Annotated in this window: 11 protein-coding genes; 8 read left to right on the forward strand and 3 right to left on the reverse strand. The window is 74.8% G+C overall.

Annotation, left to right across the window (positions count from 1 at the left end; all coding sequences use genetic code 11):
• The first annotated feature begins 145 nt into the window (after window positions 1-145).
• A complete protein-coding gene (locus ACZ4YY_RS20230) occupies window positions 146-3,520 on the forward strand; it encodes a pyruvate carboxylase (RefSeq protein WP_468291706.1) in 3,375 nt (1,124 codons plus the stop codon).
• Between the two features lie 349 nt (window positions 3,521-3,869).
• Here the strand turns inward: ACZ4YY_RS20230 and ACZ4YY_RS20235 are convergent, their stop codons facing one another.
• Complete coding sequence (locus tag ACZ4YY_RS20235) at window positions 3,870-4,577, reverse strand: response regulator (RefSeq protein ID WP_468291708.1); 708 nt, start codon at window positions 4,575-4,577, stop codon at window positions 3,870-3,872.
• Entirely contained in the window at window positions 4,577-6,934 is a 2,358-nt protein-coding gene (locus ACZ4YY_RS20240) for a sensor histidine kinase (RefSeq protein WP_468291711.1), read from the reverse strand. Before ACZ4YY_RS20240 ends, ACZ4YY_RS20235 begins: the two co-directional genes overlap by 1 nt.
• A gap of 133 nt (window positions 6,935-7,067) precedes the next feature.
• Between ACZ4YY_RS20240 and ACZ4YY_RS20245 the strand changes: the two genes are divergently transcribed.
• Both ACZ4YY_RS20245 and ACZ4YY_RS20250 read left to right on the forward strand, forming a co-directional pair.
• Window positions 7,068-8,132: a lysostaphin resistance A-like protein gene (locus ACZ4YY_RS20245; RefSeq protein WP_468291714.1), complete on the forward strand. Its 1,065-nt coding sequence runs from the start codon at window positions 7,068-7,070 to the stop codon at window positions 8,130-8,132.
• A gap of 9 nt (window positions 8,133-8,141) precedes the next feature.
• Window positions 8,142-9,332 (forward strand): M23 family metallopeptidase, encoded by a 1,191-nt coding sequence (locus ACZ4YY_RS20250; RefSeq protein ID WP_468291717.1) that lies wholly within the window; start codon window positions 8,142-8,144, stop codon window positions 9,330-9,332.
• A gap of 25 nt (window positions 9,333-9,357) precedes the next feature.
• Here ACZ4YY_RS20250 and ACZ4YY_RS20255 read toward each other — a convergent pair whose 3' ends face one another.
• The gene (locus tag ACZ4YY_RS20255) at window positions 9,358-10,284 is read right to left on the reverse strand and encodes a GNAT family N-acetyltransferase (protein WP_468291720.1); all 927 of its coding nucleotides are present in this window, start codon (window positions 10,282-10,284) and stop codon (window positions 9,358-9,360) included.
• A gap of 211 nt (window positions 10,285-10,495) precedes the next feature.
• Between ACZ4YY_RS20255 and ACZ4YY_RS20260 the strand changes: the two genes are divergently transcribed.
• From ACZ4YY_RS20260 to ACZ4YY_RS20280, 5 genes are all read left to right on the forward strand, one after another.
• The gene (locus ACZ4YY_RS20260; RefSeq protein ID WP_468291723.1) at window positions 10,496-11,230 is read left to right on the forward strand and encodes an FAD binding domain-containing protein; all 735 of its coding nucleotides are present in this window, start codon (window positions 10,496-10,498) and stop codon (window positions 11,228-11,230) included.
• A 217-nt stretch (window positions 11,231-11,447) separates the two neighbouring features.
• Window positions 11,448-12,407 carry an STM4015 family protein gene (locus ACZ4YY_RS20265; protein ID WP_468291726.1) on the forward strand — a complete coding sequence of 320 codons (960 nt, stop codon included), beginning with the start codon at window positions 11,448-11,450 and terminating at the stop codon, window positions 12,405-12,407.
• A gap of 37 nt (window positions 12,408-12,444) precedes the next feature.
• Complete coding sequence (locus ACZ4YY_RS20270) at window positions 12,445-13,650, forward strand: STM4014 family protein (protein ID WP_468291729.1); 1,206 nt, start codon at window positions 12,445-12,447, stop codon at window positions 13,648-13,650.
• A 58-nt stretch (window positions 13,651-13,708) separates the two neighbouring features.
• Window positions 13,709-14,524, forward strand: coding sequence for an STM4013/SEN3800 family hydrolase (locus ACZ4YY_RS20275; RefSeq protein ID WP_468292135.1), 816 nt, complete (start codon window positions 13,709-13,711; stop codon window positions 14,522-14,524).
• The gene (locus ACZ4YY_RS20280; RefSeq protein WP_468291731.1) at window positions 14,521-15,858 is read left to right on the forward strand and encodes an STM4012 family radical SAM protein; all 1,338 of its coding nucleotides are present in this window, start codon (window positions 14,521-14,523) and stop codon (window positions 15,856-15,858) included. Before ACZ4YY_RS20275 ends, ACZ4YY_RS20280 begins: the two co-directional genes overlap by 4 nt.
• The last annotated feature ends 7 nt before the right edge of the window (window positions 15,859-15,865 follow it).

Raw genomic sequence — 15,865 nt, forward strand, 5'->3', positions numbered from 1 at the left:
CCGTCCACCGCGGTCCGCCGCCGCCCCGACGTGAGCGGCGCCCCGCGCCGGGTACCGGAGGGCCGAGTGGCCCGACTCACATGGCACTCCCGGGACGGCACCGACACGATGGTCCGAGTCACCGGGCAGGCTGAAGGGATCCAGGATGTTCCGCAAGGTGCTGGTCGCCAACCGTGGTGAGATCGCGATCCGGGCGTTCCGCGCCGGCTACGAGCTGGGGGCGCGCACGGTCGCCGTCTTCCCCCACGAGGACCGCAACTCGCTGCACCGGCTGAAGGCCGACGAGGCCTACGAGATCGGCGAGCCGGGACACCCCGTGCGGGCGTACCTGTCCGTCGAGGAGATCGTGGGCGCGGCACGCCGGGCGGGCGCCGACGCGGTCTACCCGGGCTACGGGTTCCTCTCCGAGAACCCCGACCTGGCCCGCGCCTGCGAGGAGGCCGGCATCACCTTCGTCGGGCCCGACGCCCGCACGCTGGAACTGACCGGCAACAAGGCCAGCGCGGTCGCCGCGGCCCGAGCGGCGGGCGTACCGGTCCTCGGCTCCTCGGCGCCCTCCACGGACGTCGACGAACTCGTCCGGGCCGCCGGGGAGATCGGGTTCCCGGTGTTCGTGAAGGCGGTCGCGGGCGGCGGCGGACGCGGGATGCGGCGGGTGGAGAACCCGGCGCAGCTGCGGGAGTCGATCGAGGCGGCGTCCCGGGAGGCGGCGTCGGCGTTCGGCGATCCCACCGTGTTCCTGGAGAAGGCCGTCGTCGAGCCCCGCCACATCGAGGTGCAGATCCTCGCCGACGGCCGGGGCGACGTCATCCACCTGTTCGAACGTGACTGTTCGCTCCAGCGCCGCCACCAGAAGGTCATCGAGCTGGCGCCCGCCCCCAACCTGGACCCGGAGCTGCGCGACAGGATCTGCGCCGACGCCGTCCGCTTCGCCCGCCAGATCGGCTACCGCAACGCCGGCACCGTGGAGTTCCTCCTCGACCGCGACGGCAACCACGTCTTCATCGAGATGAACCCGCGCATCCAGGTCGAGCACACGGTCACCGAGGAGGTCACCGACGTCGACCTCGTCCAGGCCCAACTGCGCATCGCCTCCGGCGAGACCCTCGCCGACCTCGGCCTGTCGCAGGACACCGTGACCCTGCGCGGCGCGGCCCTGCAGTGCCGCATCACCACCGAGGACCCCGCCAACGGCTTCCGCCCCGACACCGGCCGCATCAGCGCCTACCGCTCCCCGGGCGGCTCGGGCATCCGCCTCGACGGCGGCACCACCCACGCCGGTACGGAGATCAGCGCGCACTTCGACTCCATGCTGGTCAAGCTCACCTGCCGGGGCCGCGATTTCCGGGCCGCGATCGGACGGGCCCGTCGTGCGGTGGCCGAGTTCCGCATCCGCGGCGTGGCCACGAACATCCCGTTCCTCCAGGCGGTCCTGGACGACCCCGACTTCCAGGCCGGGCGGGTCACCACCTCGTTCATCGAGCAGCGCCCGCACCTGCTCACCGCCCGTCACTCCGCCGACCGCGGCACCAAGCTGCTCACCTACCTCGCCGACGTCACCGTGAACCGGCCGCACGGCGAGCGGCCGGAGCTCATCGACCCGACCACCAAGCTGCCGCCCCTGCCCGAGGGCGAGCCGCCCGCCGGCTCCCGGCAGCGGCTCGTCGACCTCGGGCCCGAGGGCTTCGCCCGGTGGCTTCGCGAGTCCCCGACCATCGGCGTCACCGACACCACCTTCCGCGACGCCCACCAGTCGCTGCTCGCCACCCGTGTGCGCACCAAGGACCTCCTGGCCACCGCCCCGGTGGTGGCCCGCACCCTGCCCGGGCTGCTCTCCCTGGAGTGCTGGGGCGGTGCCACCTACGACGTCGCCCTGCGCTTCCTCGCCGAGGACCCGTGGGAGCGCCTCGCGGCCCTGCGCGAGGCCGTCCCCAACATCTGCCTCCAGATGCTGCTGCGCGGCCGCAACACCGTCGGCTACACCCCGTACCCGACCGAGGTGACCGACGCCTTCGTGCAGGAGGCCGCCGCCACCGGCATCGACATCTTCCGCATCTTCGACGCGCTCAACGACGTCGGCCAGATGCGCCCCGCCATCGACGCCGTACGGGAGACCGGCACGGCGATCGCCGAGGTCGCCCTCTGCTACACCTCCGACCTGTCCGACCCGAACGAGCGGCTCTACACCCTCGACTACTACCTGCGCCTCGCCGAGCAGATCGTGGAGGCCGGCGCCCACGTCCTCGCCGTCAAGGACATGGCGGGCCTGCTGCGCGCCCCCGCCGCCGCCACACTCGTCTCCGCGCTGCGCCGCGAGTTCGACCTGCCGGTGCACCTGCACACCCACGACACCGCGGGCGGCCAGCTCGCCACCTACCTCGCCGCGATCCAGGCCGGCGCGGACGCCGTCGACGGCGCGGTGGCCTCCATGGCCGGGACGACCTCGCAGCCGTCGCTGTCGGCGCTCGTCGCCGCCACCGACCACTCCGCGCGCCCCACCGGCCTGGACCTCCAGGCCGTCGGCGACCTGGAGCCGTACTGGGAGGGTGTGCGCAGGATCTACGCCCCGTTCGAGGCGGGTCTCGCCTCACCCACCGGGCGCGTCTACCACCACGAGATCCCCGGCGGACAGCTGTCCAACCTGCGCACCCAGGCCGTCGCGCTCGGTCTCGGCGACCGCTTCGAGGACATCGAGGCGATGTACGCCGCCGCCGACCGCATGCTGGGCCGCCTGGTGAAGGTCACCCCGTCCTCCAAGGTGGTCGGCGACCTCGCCCTGCACCTGGTCGGCGCCGGCGTGAGCCCCGAGGATTTCGAGGCCGCACCGAACCGGTACGACATCCCCGACTCCGTCATCGGCTTCCTGCGCGGCGAGCTCGGCACCCCGCCCGGCGGCTGGCCCGAGCCGTTCCGCAGCAGGGCGCTCGAGGGCCGCTCCGAGGCCAAGCCCGTCGCCGAGCTCACCGAGGAGGACCGCGAAGGGCTGGAGAAGACCCGCCGCGCCACCCTCAACCGGCTGCTGTTCCCCGGCCCGACCCGCGAGTTCGACGCCCACCGCCAGGCGTACGGCGACACCAGCGTCCTGGACAGCAAGGACTTCTTCTACGGGCTGCGTCCGGGCAAGGAGTACGCCGTCGACCTGGAGCCGGGTGTGCGGCTGCTCATCGAGCTCCAGGCGATCGGCGAGGCCGACGAGCGCGGTATGCGCACGGTGATGTCCACCCTCAACGGCCAGATGCGGCCCATCCAGGTCCGCGACAGGGCGGCCGCCTCGGACGTCCCCGTCACCGAGAAGGCCGACCGGTCCGACCCCGGCCACGTCGCCGCGCCGTTCGCGGGAGTCGTCACCCTGACCGTCTCCGAGGGCGACGAGGTGGAGGCCGGGGCGACGGTGGCGACCATCGAGGCGATGAAGATGGAGGCCAACATCACCGCCCCGAAGGCCGGCCGGGTCAGCCGGCTCGCCATCAACCGGATCCAGCAGGTGGAGGGCGGCGACCTGCTGGTCGAGATCGGCTAGGGGGTGTTCCGAACGTCCCGCACAGCACCCACGGCGCCCGGCACGCCCTCTCGCCGCACGGCCGAAAGCCCGAGTACACCCAGTACGAGCGCTTCCGTCCGGCACGCCGAGAGCACGCACCGGACACCGCGGGCACCGCACAGGACCTTCGAAACACCCGTGGCCTGTCGTTTTCGATCAGGTCGCAGGGCGGCGAAGCGTGGGCGTCCCCGGCCGCGGTGACGCTCACCGCGTGTGTCCCCGGCCGCCGTGACGTCCACGCCGTGCGTCCCCGGCCGCGGTGACGCCCACGCCGTGCGTCCCCGGCCGCCGTGACGCCCACGCCGTGCGTCCCCGGCCGCGGTGACGCTCACCGTGGGCGGGCGGAAGCCGCCGCCGTGCGGTCCGGCTCGTCGAGCCCCGGCGTGTCGGACGTGCCCCGCGGCCTGACCAGCCCGCTCTCGTACGCCAGGATGGTGGCCTGGACGCGGTCGCGCAGCCCCAGCTTGGACAGCAACGCGTTCACGTGGGTCTTCACGGTTCCGGTGGTCACCCCGAGCGCCGACCCGATCTCGGCGTTGGTCAGACCGGAGGCGATGTGCAGCAGCACCTCCCGCTCCCGGGGCGTGAGGGAGGCGAGCGCGCCGGTCACGGACGGCGGTTGCGGGGCGCCCCGCGCGAACTGGTCGATCAGACGGCGCGTCACCGTCGGGGCCAGGATGCCCTCCCCGGCGGCGACGACCCGGATCGCGGACAGCAGGTCCTCCGGCTGCGCGTCCTTGAGCAGGAACCCCGACGACCCGGCCCGCAACGCCTCGTACACGTACGCGTCGAGGTCGAACGTCGTCAGCACCAGCACCCGCGGGCGGCACTCCAGCGCGGTGACGAGCCGGGTCGCGGTGAGACCGTCCATGCCCGGCATGCGGATGTCCATCAGCACCAGGTCGGGGGCCGTCGCGGCGGCCAGCTCCACCGCCGACGCCCCGTCACCGGCCTCGGCGACCACGGTCAGGTCCGGTTCGGCGTCCACGATCGCGGCGAATCCGGCACGGACCACCGCCTGGTCGTCGACGACCATCACACGTGTGGCGACGGGGACACCTCCTGGACGGGCGCCGGACCCGGCCGGGCCGACAGCGACACGCGTACGATACCGGCCGGTTCGCAGCTGATCCGACCCGCCGCAGCGCCGGCCTGCACCTTCAGACGTTCGGCGACCGGGCCGGCCACGGCCAGCCGGACACCGGTCACCGTGACCCGCAGGGCGTCCCGGCGTCGCCGCAACGTCACGCGGGCCGGGCCCCGGTCGCCCGCGCCGAGCGCCGCCTCGACGATCCGGTACGCCGACAACGCCACCGACGGCGGCACGTCCCGCGCGGCTTGCGGCAGCCCCCGCAGGGTGACGTCCCGGCCGGCCGCGCGCAGACTCCGGCACAGCGCGTCCAGGTCCGTGAGCGTGGGCGCCGGGGCGAGCCGCGGCCCCGGCTCCTCCGACTCGCCCAGGCCGTGCAGCAGTTCGCGCATCGCGGCCAGCGCCGACCGGGCCTCGGCGGCCACCTCCTCCAGACGGCCCTGCCGGGCCCGCTCGACCAGGACCGCCGTACGGTGCAGCACCGCGTCGCGCAGCTTGCCGGCCAGACGGCGCCGTTCGGCGTCCGCCGCCCTCTCCGCCTGCCACAGCGAACCCGCCAGCGCGAAGTCCTCGTCGGCCAGCACCCGCAACCGCCGGCGCCGCACCACGAGCCCGGCACCCCACACACAGCCCGACACGAGGGCCAGCGCCATGCCCACGGCCACGCACAGCACGACGGCGAGGATCCACACGGGAGTGCCGTCCTGCGTCAGCTCGCCGTCCGCGCCCGCCGTCGCGACGAGGGCCCCGGCAAGCGAGAGCGCCGCCGCGCCCACGGCCGGCCAGGTGCGGGCGGCCCCGCGGCCGTAGACCGCCACCGCGTACACCGCGAGCAGCTCCGCCGTCCCGCCGACGGCGAAGAACTGCGAGACCCGCGGCGGCACGGACGCCACCGCGACCGCCGCCGGCCACAGCCACGACGACACCAGGACGCCCAGCAGCGCGGCCCACGGGGCCCGTCGGCGCCACAGCAGGGGCACCGCGTGGACGATCATCGTCCCGGTCAGCACCAGCAGCCCGGGCACCGCACCGCGCAGGCTCGCGCCCGTCCAGTCCTCCGCGACGGCCAGTGCGAACGCCGGGGGCAGCGCGGCGGCCGCGAACACCAGGGCGGGGTCGGCCAGCCGCTGCTCGCGCAGCACATCGCGCCGGTGAGTCTCCTCGGGCGCGAGCCGCGGACCCGCGCCGTCGGGCAGCGTGGCCCGCACCCGCCAGCCCCCGCCGGGCCGGGGACCGGCCGTCAGCTCCCCGCCCACGGCCGCCGCCCGCTCCCGCATCCCCGCCAGCCCCCGCCCCGCACCGAGGCCGCCCACGTCGGGCGACGCCGGCCCGCGCGCGGGAGCGTTGTCCACGGTCAGCTCCAGGACGCCCGGCCCGCGCCGGACGTTCACCGACGCCGCGGCTCCCGGCGCGTGCCGCAGTGCGTTCGTCAGGGCCTCGCGGACGATCCCGTGGACCGCCTCCGCCGCCGGGCCGGCCAGGTCAGCGGGGAGCGCGGTGGCGATGGGGCGCCCCAACCGCCCGAATCCCGCGATCAGTTCCTCGATGCGCGCGGTCATCGGACGCGGGTCGGCACGGTCGGCGTCCCGCAGCAGCCCCACGAGGCGTTGTAGCGCCGTCAGCGTCTCGCTACCGGTGCGCTCCGCGAACGCCAGCGCCTCGGCGGTCATGTCGGGCCTGCTCCCGCCCAGTCTGCGCGCCGCGTCGGCCGTGATCACCACCGAGGTCAGGTGATGGGCGCTCACATCGTGCAACTCCCGGGCCAGTCGCTGCCGTTCGGTCTCGCCCGCCCGCCGCCCGGCCTCCTCCGCCCCGGCCAGCCGGCGGGCCGCGCGCGAGCGGCCCCCGAGCCACTGGCGGCGCGCCTCGCCGAGGCCGGCGCAGACCACGTACACGAGTGCGGCGAGCGCCCACTCCGCGGCGAGCACGGGCCGCCATCCCACCCGGGCCAGCGACAGCAGCCACTCGACGCCCACGACCGCGGCGACCGCCCGGACGGCCGCCACCGGCGGACGATGCACCGCGACCGAGTACAACGCGACCGGCGCGCCCAGCCCCAGGTAGCCGTCGGGAAAGGCCGTCTGTCCCAGCACGAGCGCGGCCAGCGCCCCCGCCAGCGCGAGCACCGGGTCCCGGCGGCGCCGGCCCAGTGCCGCCGTCTCGAGGGCCTGGGCGCACACGACGCCGACCAGCGCCGCCGTGTGGGGCAGGTGGGCGCCGGACAGCGCGTCCGAGAACCACAGCGACGCCGTCTGGGCGGCGGCGAGCAGGGCGGGAAGCAGCCAGGTGCGTGTCGTCTCCATGTCGCCGACGAGCCTAGGGCCCCGGGGTGGGACACCGGTCCCCGGGAGGAGGCCGCTCTCCACCCTCCGATGGAGACGCCGTTCCTGCCCGGGGGCGAGGCGAGGGCGCGGACCGGACGCGAGGCTGGAGCCCATGACACCTCCGCACCTCGCCGAACCCCTCGCCTACCACCGGCTGGCCCGGGTCTCGGGACGTCACCGCTGGTGGCGCCCGCTGTTGCAGACGCTGTTCGTCATCGTGGCGTACACGCTCGGCGTCGGCCTGCTGTACGGCCTGGTCTCCGCCCTGGGGACCCTGGGGGGCTACCGCGAAGGGGCGGACGGAGAGGTGGAGTTCGGACCGCTCGCGGACACCGCGGTCGATCTGTCGCTGCTGGCCGCGGGCATCCCCGTGGTGCTGCTCGCCGTGCGCTGGATCGGCCGCCGCCCGGCCGGCACGGTCTCCTCGGTGACCGGCGGTCTGCGGGGGCGGTGGCTCGGTCTCTGTGTGCTGGCGGCCGTGCCCGTCCTGCTCCTCACCACCGGGGTGATGTACCTGCTGCCCGTGGACGACGGCACACCGCCGTCACGGTGGGCGGGCTGGGACGCCTTCGCTCCGGCTCTCGTGGTGCTGCTCCTGCTCGTCCCCCTGCAGGCGGCGGCCGAGGAGTACGTCTTCCGCGGCTGGCTGACCCAGGCCGTGGGCGCCTTCTTCCGCTCGCCGTGGTGGGCCGTCGTGTTCCAGGCGGTTCTGTTCGCCGCCGGCCACGGCTGGGGCACCCCGTGGGGCTTCGTCGACCTGACCGTGTTCGGCGTGGTGGCCGGCTGGCTGACCGTGCGCACCGGTGGTCTGGAGGCGGCCATCGGCCTGCACGTCGTGAACAACCTCCTCGCCTTCGGCGCCCTGGCCGCCGTCGTCGGCGGCCTCGACAGCGAGGAGACCGCCGCCGACATGCCGTGGCCGTTCGTCGTGGTCGACGTCGTGGGCATCGCCCTGTACGCCGCGGCCGTCCTGTGGCTCGCCCGCCGCCGCCCGCCGGTGCGCACCGCCCCCGTGCCGACACCGGTCCCGCCGCCCGTGTACGTCCACGGGCCCGTGCCCGGGTTCCCGGTCCCCTACGTTCCTGGTGGGCGGGGTCCGATGGACGCCCGAGGTCTGCCCCTGAGTCCGGGGCCCTCTGCCTCTGCGTCCGATGACCTGAGCCGGACGACGCGTTAGCGTCCGCCCGTGAGTACGACAGCGTCCGCCCGTGAGCACGAGGATCCTCCCGCAACGGCCGACGGAGCGAGCGACGACAGCCCCCTGCGGACCGGTCCGCCCGCGACCCCGCCCGGGTCACGGCCGGCACCGGGGGGACTGGCGCAGCCGCGGCCGGTGCCGGCGAGCGCCCGCCGGCGCGGGCCGGGCGCCTTCACACTGCTGGTGCTGCCCGGACTGGTCACCCTGTCGGCCGTGGCCGGATTCCTCGCCCTGACGGGCGGCCTCCCGCTGGACGGGGACACGGGCGCGGACCAGCGGCGAAGCGCCGTGAACGGGATCGACGACACGTACGGGCCCTGGCTGCGCAAGGCCGCCGCGACCTGCACCGTCGTCACGCCGTCCGTCCTCGCCGCCCAGATCGACCAGCTCTCCGGCTGGCGGAACGACACCGGTGGACTGTCGGGGGAGCAGGGCATCGCCGGCTTCACGGACGCCGAGTGGCGGACATGGGGCCGCGACGACGACGGCAACGGGCGGTCCTCGCCGCGCGATCCCGCCGACGCCGTCATGGCGCTCGGCCGTCAGGACTGCTCCCTCGCCGGCGAGGTCACCGGCCTCAGGACCGACGGCACCGTCACCGGGGACCTGGTGGACCTCACCCTCGCCGCGTTCGCGGTGGGGACCGGGGCGGTCGCCGAGGCGGGCCGGGTGCCGGACGGGGCGCGGACCTATCTCACCGAGGTGAAGGCGCTCGTCGCCCGCTACGCGACGTTCGACCGGGAACGGCCGACCGGCGGCAGCCCCGCCGACGCGATCCTGGCCCCGCCCGTCTCCACCTCGCTCATCACCTCGCCCTACGGCGCCCGCGAGCACCCCCTCACCGGTGTCACCAAGCTCCACACCGGCGTGGACTTCGGCGCGCCGCAGGGGGCGGCCGTCTCCGCCGCCCGCGACGGGCGGGTCGTCTTCGCCGCCATGACCAGGGCCTACGGCAACCGGATCGTCGTCGACCACGGCGTCTTCGACGGCCGGCGGCTGGAGACGACCTACAGCCACCTCTCCACCCTGGAGGTCACCGTCGGACAGACCGTCCGCGCCGGCACACCGCTCGGCCGGGTCGGCTCCACCGGCCTGTCCACCGGCCCCCATCTGCACTTCGAGGTCGTCCACGACGGCTACTACGCCGACCCGCGCCCCTGGCTGGCCCTCGGCGACTGAGCCGGTGCGGTCGCTCACCGCCCGGTCAGGCGAGGACCGCCTCCCAGGTGTCGACCGCGTAGTGGACGGTCATCCCGTGACGCGCGTACAACCGCGGGGCCCCCGTGGCGTTGGAGGTGTCCACGCCCAGTCCCACCGTGTCCCGCCCCCGGGCGGCGAACGCCGCGAAGGCGTGCCGCAGCAGCAGCCCGGCGAGGCCGCGGCCCCTGGCCGCGTCGCGGACGCCGATGCTCCGGATCCACCCCATGGCCTCGCGGTCGTCGCGCGCCAGCAGGAACCCCGCGTCCCCCAGGTCGTCGGTCTCGACGATGCACACCAGCGACCAGTCGAGTCCCGTCGCGTCGACGTCGTGCAGCCACTGCTCGTAGCCGCGGGGCTGGAAGTCGAAGTGCGCGGCGAAACTCGCCTGGTGCAGCGCGTGCACGCGCCGACGGTCCGCCTCGGTGGCGCAGGCGCGCACCCGGACGCCGTCGGGAAGGGCCGGAGCGAGATCCGTCGCGGGATCGACGGGTCGACGCAGCACGTGATAGCGCCGTACGACCGTCCAGCCGCGGGTGCGCAGCAGGTCGGTGTCGATGGTGGGCCGCACGTTCAGATGCAGGTGGACGACGGCCCGGTCGGCGCCGTTCCCCCGGGCCCTGGCCAGCGCGCGGGCCTCCATCGCCTCCAGCAGCAGCACTCCGGCCCGCTGGTGCTCGGGCAGCACGTAGTGGTCGATGTCGACGCGCTCACCGCCCGACTCGTCCCACAGCAGCCCGTAGGCCACGAGCCGGTCCCCGTCGAAGGCGAGCCAGGAGTCCTGCGAGAGATCGGTCTCCGGATGCTTCAGGTCCGCCTCGACGGTGTGCAGATCGGTCTCGGGGCGGCCGATCTCGATCTCGTCGATCGCGTTGAGCAGGCCGGTGACGATCGGCGCGTCGTCGAGCGCGGCGGGGCGCAGGAGATAGGACATGCGGTCAGGGTCCGGGGAGGCAGGGGCGACCGCAACGCAATTTCCCCCCGGACGGCCAGGACCGCCGCCCAGCACGAGGGCGCACATGGCGCCGATGTGAGCCCTGTACGCGCCCCCACGGGCATGGGCACAATTCGGTCTGGCCATTGGTCATCTGGCTGAGGGCTTTCGGTCCTCATCGCCAACTTCCCGGGAAGGCAGGTCGATTGCCGTGTTGTTGCGTCTTCCCACCTCCATATCCGAAACCCAGCGGTGTCTGGCCGAGGGAGCCGTGCCGATCGGCGGTGCCACCCTCGTGTGGGCGACCTGGCAGCGCGACGGCTTTCCCGAACAGGCGGTCTCCCTGCGTGAGTTGCCCGAGGCCAACGTCGTCCGGCAGGGCACGCTCGGCGCGGCCGTGACGCTCCACCGCATCGGAGCCGACATGCCGGAGGTGCTGCGCGGCGCCGCCGGCACGGTCGGCACCGGAGCCGTGCGCCGCACGGCCACCGTCGGCGGCAACATCGTCGGCAGCACCCTGCGCTGTCTGCTGCCGGCGGCACTCGTCCTGAACGCCCGGGCCACCGTGCTCGAACCCGACCGCGTCCACGAGACGGACCTCGCCGAGGTCGTCGCCAAGCGTCCCCTCCTGCTCGACCTGCGCTGGCGGGACCCCCTGGCCAGCGGCTACCGCAAGCTGCCGGCCGAGGCGGGCGGGCCGCCGCCCTTCGTCGTCGCCACCGCCGTGCACGTCGACGGCGACGGAGGCCGTCGGCTGCGGGTCGCCGTCCGCGACGGCTACGAGGTCCTCGGCGACAGCACGCCCTGCGACGTCGGCACCGACACCGACCAGGTCCTGCACGCCCTGGAAGGGACCGACTTCGGCGCCCTGCCCGCGCAGGGCCGGGACGTCGTCCGCCGGCAGGTGGCGGACCTCCTGTCGCGCCTTCCCGACACCGAGAGCTGAGCTGCGGGCCCCGGGCGGCCCGGGCCGCGGCCGCGACGGCGGATCACGTCTCGCGCAGCGGCGCGTAGGTGCGCGCGGGCAGCCCGAACGTCCAGGCGGTGGGGGCCGCCACTGACAACGGGCCGAACGGTGCCCCCGCCGCCGGGTGTTGTCAGTGCCTGTTGGTACAACTGCGGTCATCACGGAACGCCTCCCTTTTCTGCACAGGAGCAGCCGCATGACCATCGGTGATCACCTCGACGCGCTGCACGGGCTGCCCGCGTACACCTTCCCGGGCCCCGGCGAGCGCACGGACGACCTGCCCGAGGCGGACTCCTTCGCCTGGCGGATCACCAGCGACGTGTACGACGCCGACGAGGAGTGGCCGGACGCCTTCACCCGCTTCTGCGCGGCCGTCGACACCACCCGGGTGCGTGCCCTGATCGTCGGCGCCTGGAAGGAGGCGTACGACACCGACCCCTCCGCCGTCATCGAGGCGCTGGTGGCCGCCAAGGACCGCTTCCCCGCCCTGCGGGCGGTCTTCGTCGGCGACATGGTCATGGAGGAGTGCGAGATCTCCTGGATCAACCAGACCGACGTCACGCCCCTGCTCACCGCCTTCCCCGAGCTGGAGGAGTTCGGCGTGCGCGGCGGGTCCGGCCTGCGCTTCCCCGCCGTCCGCCACGCCCGGCTGCGCAGGCTGACCATGGAGAGCGGCGGTCTGCCCGCGGCCGTCGTCCGCGGCGTCGGCGCCAGCGACCTGCCCGCACTGGAGCACCTCGACCTGTGGCTCGGCACGTCCGAGTACGGCGGTGACAGCGAGGCCGCCGACCTGGAGGGCATCCTCTCCGGCACCCGCCTGCCGAGTCTGCGCCATCTGGCCCTGCGGAACAGCGAGATCCAGGACGCCGTCGCCGCCGCCGTCGCCTCCGCGCCGGTCACCGCCCGCCTGGAGGCGCTCGACCTGTCCATGGGCGTGCTGACCGACGAGGGCGCCGCCGCCCTCCTCGGCGGCCAGCCCCTCACCCACCTCAGGTCGCTCGACCTGCACCACCACTACATCCGCGAGCCCCTCCTGGAGCGGATCCGGCAGACCCTGCAACCCGCCGGCGTCGAGGTCCACCTCGACCGCGACGACGCGAACGAGGACGAGGAGGACGACGGCACGGTGTGGCGGTACGTGGCCGTGGGCGAGTGACCCGGCCGCCGTGCACCGCACCCCCCGAGGAGACGCCATGGCGCCGTCCGCGCCTGACCCGCGGCCGCGCTTCGCGGTCGTGGGCAACCCCGAGAACCGCCGGGTCGCCCTCTTCGCCGACGCGGTGCGCGCGTCCGGCGTACCCGCCCCGCGGGTCGTGGCGTGGACGGACGTCCTGCGCGCGGGCGGCGCCGACTTCGGACCCGAGGAGATCGTCCGGATCGACTCACCGGGGGAGAACGCCGAGGTGGACCGGCTGCTGCGCGGCACCGGAGACCCCACCCGCGTGGAGGGCTCGGCCCGCTGGTACGCCGGGTTCACCGCCGCGCTGAAGACCCTGCGCGGCGGTGTCCGCCTCGACGACCCGGACGACCTGGCCGTGCTGTTCGACAAGCGGCGATGCCACGGGGTCCTCGACGCGGCGGGCGTGCCGGTCCCCGCCTCACCCACCTCGGGCCCGGATGCGGCGCCGGTGCGCGGCTGGGACGACGTACGGGCGCTGATGCGCGAGCACCGGATGCCGCGGCTGTTCGTGAAGCCGGCGCACGGCTCGTCGGCGTCGGGTGTGCTCGCCGTGGAGTCGGGCGGGGCCGGGCGGATCAGGGCCACGACCTCCGTGGAGCGCGCGCCGGACGGCGGCCTGTACAACTCGCTCAAGGTGCGCCGTTACGAACACGAGCGGGACATCGCGGCCGTCGTCGACGCGCTCGCCCCCGACGGACTGCACGTCGAACGCTGGCTGCCGAAGGCCTCCCAGGAGGGTCGCGCCGCCGACCTCAGGGTCGTCGTCGTGGCCGGCCGGGCCACCCACGCCGTGGTCCGCACCAGCCGCACCCCGCTGACCAACCTGCATCTCGGCGGCAGCCGCGGCGACCTGGACGCGGCGCGGCGGGCCGTCGAGGCGGCGGGCGCCCGCTGGGCCGACGTGCTCGGCGTGTGCGAGCGGGCCGCGGCCTGCTTCCCGCGCACCCTCTGCGTCGGCGTCGACCTCCTGCCGGCCGTCGGCTGGCGCAGAGCCGCGGTCGGCGAGGTCAACGCCTTCGGCGACCTGCTGCCCCGTCTCACCGGCCTGCCCGGAAGCGGAGCGGAGGGCCTGGACACCTACGCCGCCCAGGTGACCGCCGCACTGCGCGCCCACACCCCGTCACCCGACCACCAGGACCCGCACCACCCGCACCACCGGCTCCACCCGCACGGAAACAGAACAGGAAGTCCGCATGCCCTCGCCCGTCCCCACGACTGAGCCGCTCCCGCCCGCAAGCGCTCCCACCGCGTCGGCCGCGCCGGGCGGCGAGCCGGACATGAACGAGGTCGTCGGCAGCCACGACCTGCTCCTCGTCACCCTCGACACCCTCCGCTTCGACGTCGCCGCCGAGCTGGCCGCCGCCGGCCGCATCCCGAACCTGACCCGCCACCTCCCGGGCGGCCGCTGGGAGGAGCGGCACGCCCCCGGCAGCTTCACCTACGCCTCCCACCAGGCGATCTTCGCCGGCTTCCTGCCGACCCCCGCCGCCCCCGGACCGCACCCGCGTCTGTTCGCGGCGAGCTTCGCGGGCAGCGAGACCACCGCCGGCGGCACCTTCGTGTACGACACTCCTGACCTCGTCTCGGGCCTGGCCGCGGCGGGCTACCACACCGTGTGCGTCGGGGGAGTGGGCTTCTTCAACAAGCAGGGCCCGCTGGGCTCGGTGCTGCCCGGACTGTTCGACGAGTCCCACTGGTCACCGGAGTTCGGCGTCACCTCGCCCCGGTCCTTCGAGAACCAGGTGGCCCGCGCCGAGGAGGTCGTGCGCCGACTCCCCGAGCCACAGCGGCTGTTCCTCTTCGTCAACGTCTCCGCGCTGCACCAGCCGAACTGGTTCCACCTGCCGGGCGCGACCCGTGAGGCCGGCGACAGCCGGGAGACGCACGCCGCCGCGCTGGAGTACGTCGACCGGCACATCGGGCGGCTGTTCGCCGCCGTGAGCAGCCGCCGCCGCTGCTTCGCCGTCGTCTGCTCCGACCACGGCACCGCCTACGGCGACGACGGCTACACCGGCCACCGCCTCGGCCACCCCTGCGTGTGGACCGTGCCGTACGCCCACTTCTTCCTCGACCGCGCCGAGGCCGCCCGATGACCACCGCCCAGCTCACCAGCCCCTACCGGCACTACGTCTACGCCTACCCCCACAAGACGGCCTACCGCGGGCTGGCCGACCGCCCGTCCCTGCGCGCCCTGTGGGCGAACGAACCCAAGGACGCGCTCTCCCTCTACCTGCACATCCCCTTCTGCGAGGTCCGCTGCGGGTTCTGCAACCTCTTCACCCGCATCGGCGCCCCCGACGGCCTGACCGGCGCCTACCTGGACGCCCTGGAACGCCAGGCGGACGCCGTCCGCGAGGCCCTCGGCGACACCGACCGGGTCCGCTTCGCCACCGCGGCATTCGGCGGCGGCACCCCCACCTTCCTCACCGCGCCCGAACTGGAGCGCCTGTGCGACATAGCCGAGCACCGCATGGGCGCCGACCTGCGGGCCGTACCGCTGTCGGTCGAGGCCTCACCCGCCACGGCCACCGCCGACCGGCTCGCGGTGCTGGCCGCCCGCGGCACCACGCGGCTCAGCCTGGGCGTGCAGAGCTTCGTCGACTCCGAGGCCCGGTCCGCCGTGCGCCCGCAGCGGCGCGCCGACGTGGAGGCGGCGCTCGCCCGCGTCCGCGAGGCCGGCGTCCCCGTCCTCAACATCGACCTGATCTACGGCATCGACGGCCAGACGGAGCACACCTGGCGGCACTCCCTCGACGCGGCCCTCGCCTGGCGCCCCGAGGAGCTCTACCTCTACCCCCTCTACGTCCGCCCCCTGACCGGCCTCGACCGCCGCCGCACCGGGCCCGACCCCGCCTGGGACGAGCAGCGGCTGCGCCTGTACCGCGCCGGCCGCGACCACCTCCTGGCGCACGGCTACACCCAGCGGTCCATGCGCATGTTCCGCCGCGCCGACGCCCCGCCCCAGGGCGCCGACGACCACGCCTGCCAGACCGACGGCATGATCGGCCTCGGCTGCGGCGCCCGCTCCTACACGGCCGGCCTGCACTACTCGTTCGACTACGCCGTCGACATGCGCGAGATCCGCGCGATCGTCGACGCCTACGTCCGTCGGCCCGCCGCCGACTTCGCCCGCGCCGAGTACGGCCGGCGCATGGACGGCGACGAGCCCCGCCGCCGCCACCTCCTCCAGTCCCTCCTCCAGGCCGACGGCCTGCCCCTGGAGGGCTACCGCGCCCGCTTCGGCAGCGGCCCCGCCGACGACTTCGGCCCCGAACTCGCCCGCCTCGCCGACCGCGGCTGGCTGACCGACGACGACCCCGGAACCCTCCGGCTCACCCCCGAGGGCCTCGCCCACTCCGACGCCATCGGCCCCGAGCTGTTCTCCCCGGCCGTCCGCGCCGCGATGGCCGCCTACGAGCGGAAGTGACCGGCCC

This window comes from Streptomyces sp. NPDC030143 (genome assembly GCF_055573695.1).

Bases quoted from the DNA above. Each gene is read 5' to 3' on its own strand.
- ACZ4YY_RS20230 (WP_468291706.1), top strand. From the start codon at position 146: ATGTTCCGCAAGGTGCTGGTCGCCAACCGTGGTGAGATCGCGATCCGG.
- ACZ4YY_RS20235 (WP_468291708.1), bottom strand. From the start codon at position 4,577: ATGGTCGTCGACGACCAGGCGGTGGTCCGTGCCGGATTCGCCGCGATC.
- ACZ4YY_RS20240 (WP_468291711.1), bottom strand. From the start codon at position 6,934: ATGGAGACGACACGCACCTGGCTGCTTCCCGCCCTGCTCGCCGCCGCC.
- ACZ4YY_RS20245 (WP_468291714.1), top strand. From the start codon at position 7,068: ATGACACCTCCGCACCTCGCCGAACCCCTCGCCTACCACCGGCTGGCC.
- ACZ4YY_RS20255 (WP_468291720.1), bottom strand. From the start codon at position 10,284: ATGTCCTATCTCCTGCGCCCCGCCGCGCTCGACGACGCGCCGATCGTC.
- ACZ4YY_RS20265 (WP_468291726.1), top strand. From the start codon at position 11,448: ATGACCATCGGTGATCACCTCGACGCGCTGCACGGGCTGCCCGCGTAC.
- ACZ4YY_RS20270 (WP_468291729.1), top strand. From the start codon at position 12,445: ATGGCGCCGTCCGCGCCTGACCCGCGGCCGCGCTTCGCGGTCGTGGGC.
- ACZ4YY_RS20275 (WP_468292135.1), top strand. From the start codon at position 13,709: ATGAACGAGGTCGTCGGCAGCCACGACCTGCTCCTCGTCACCCTCGAC.
- ACZ4YY_RS20280 (WP_468291731.1), top strand. From the start codon at position 14,521: ATGACCACCGCCCAGCTCACCAGCCCCTACCGGCACTACGTCTACGCC.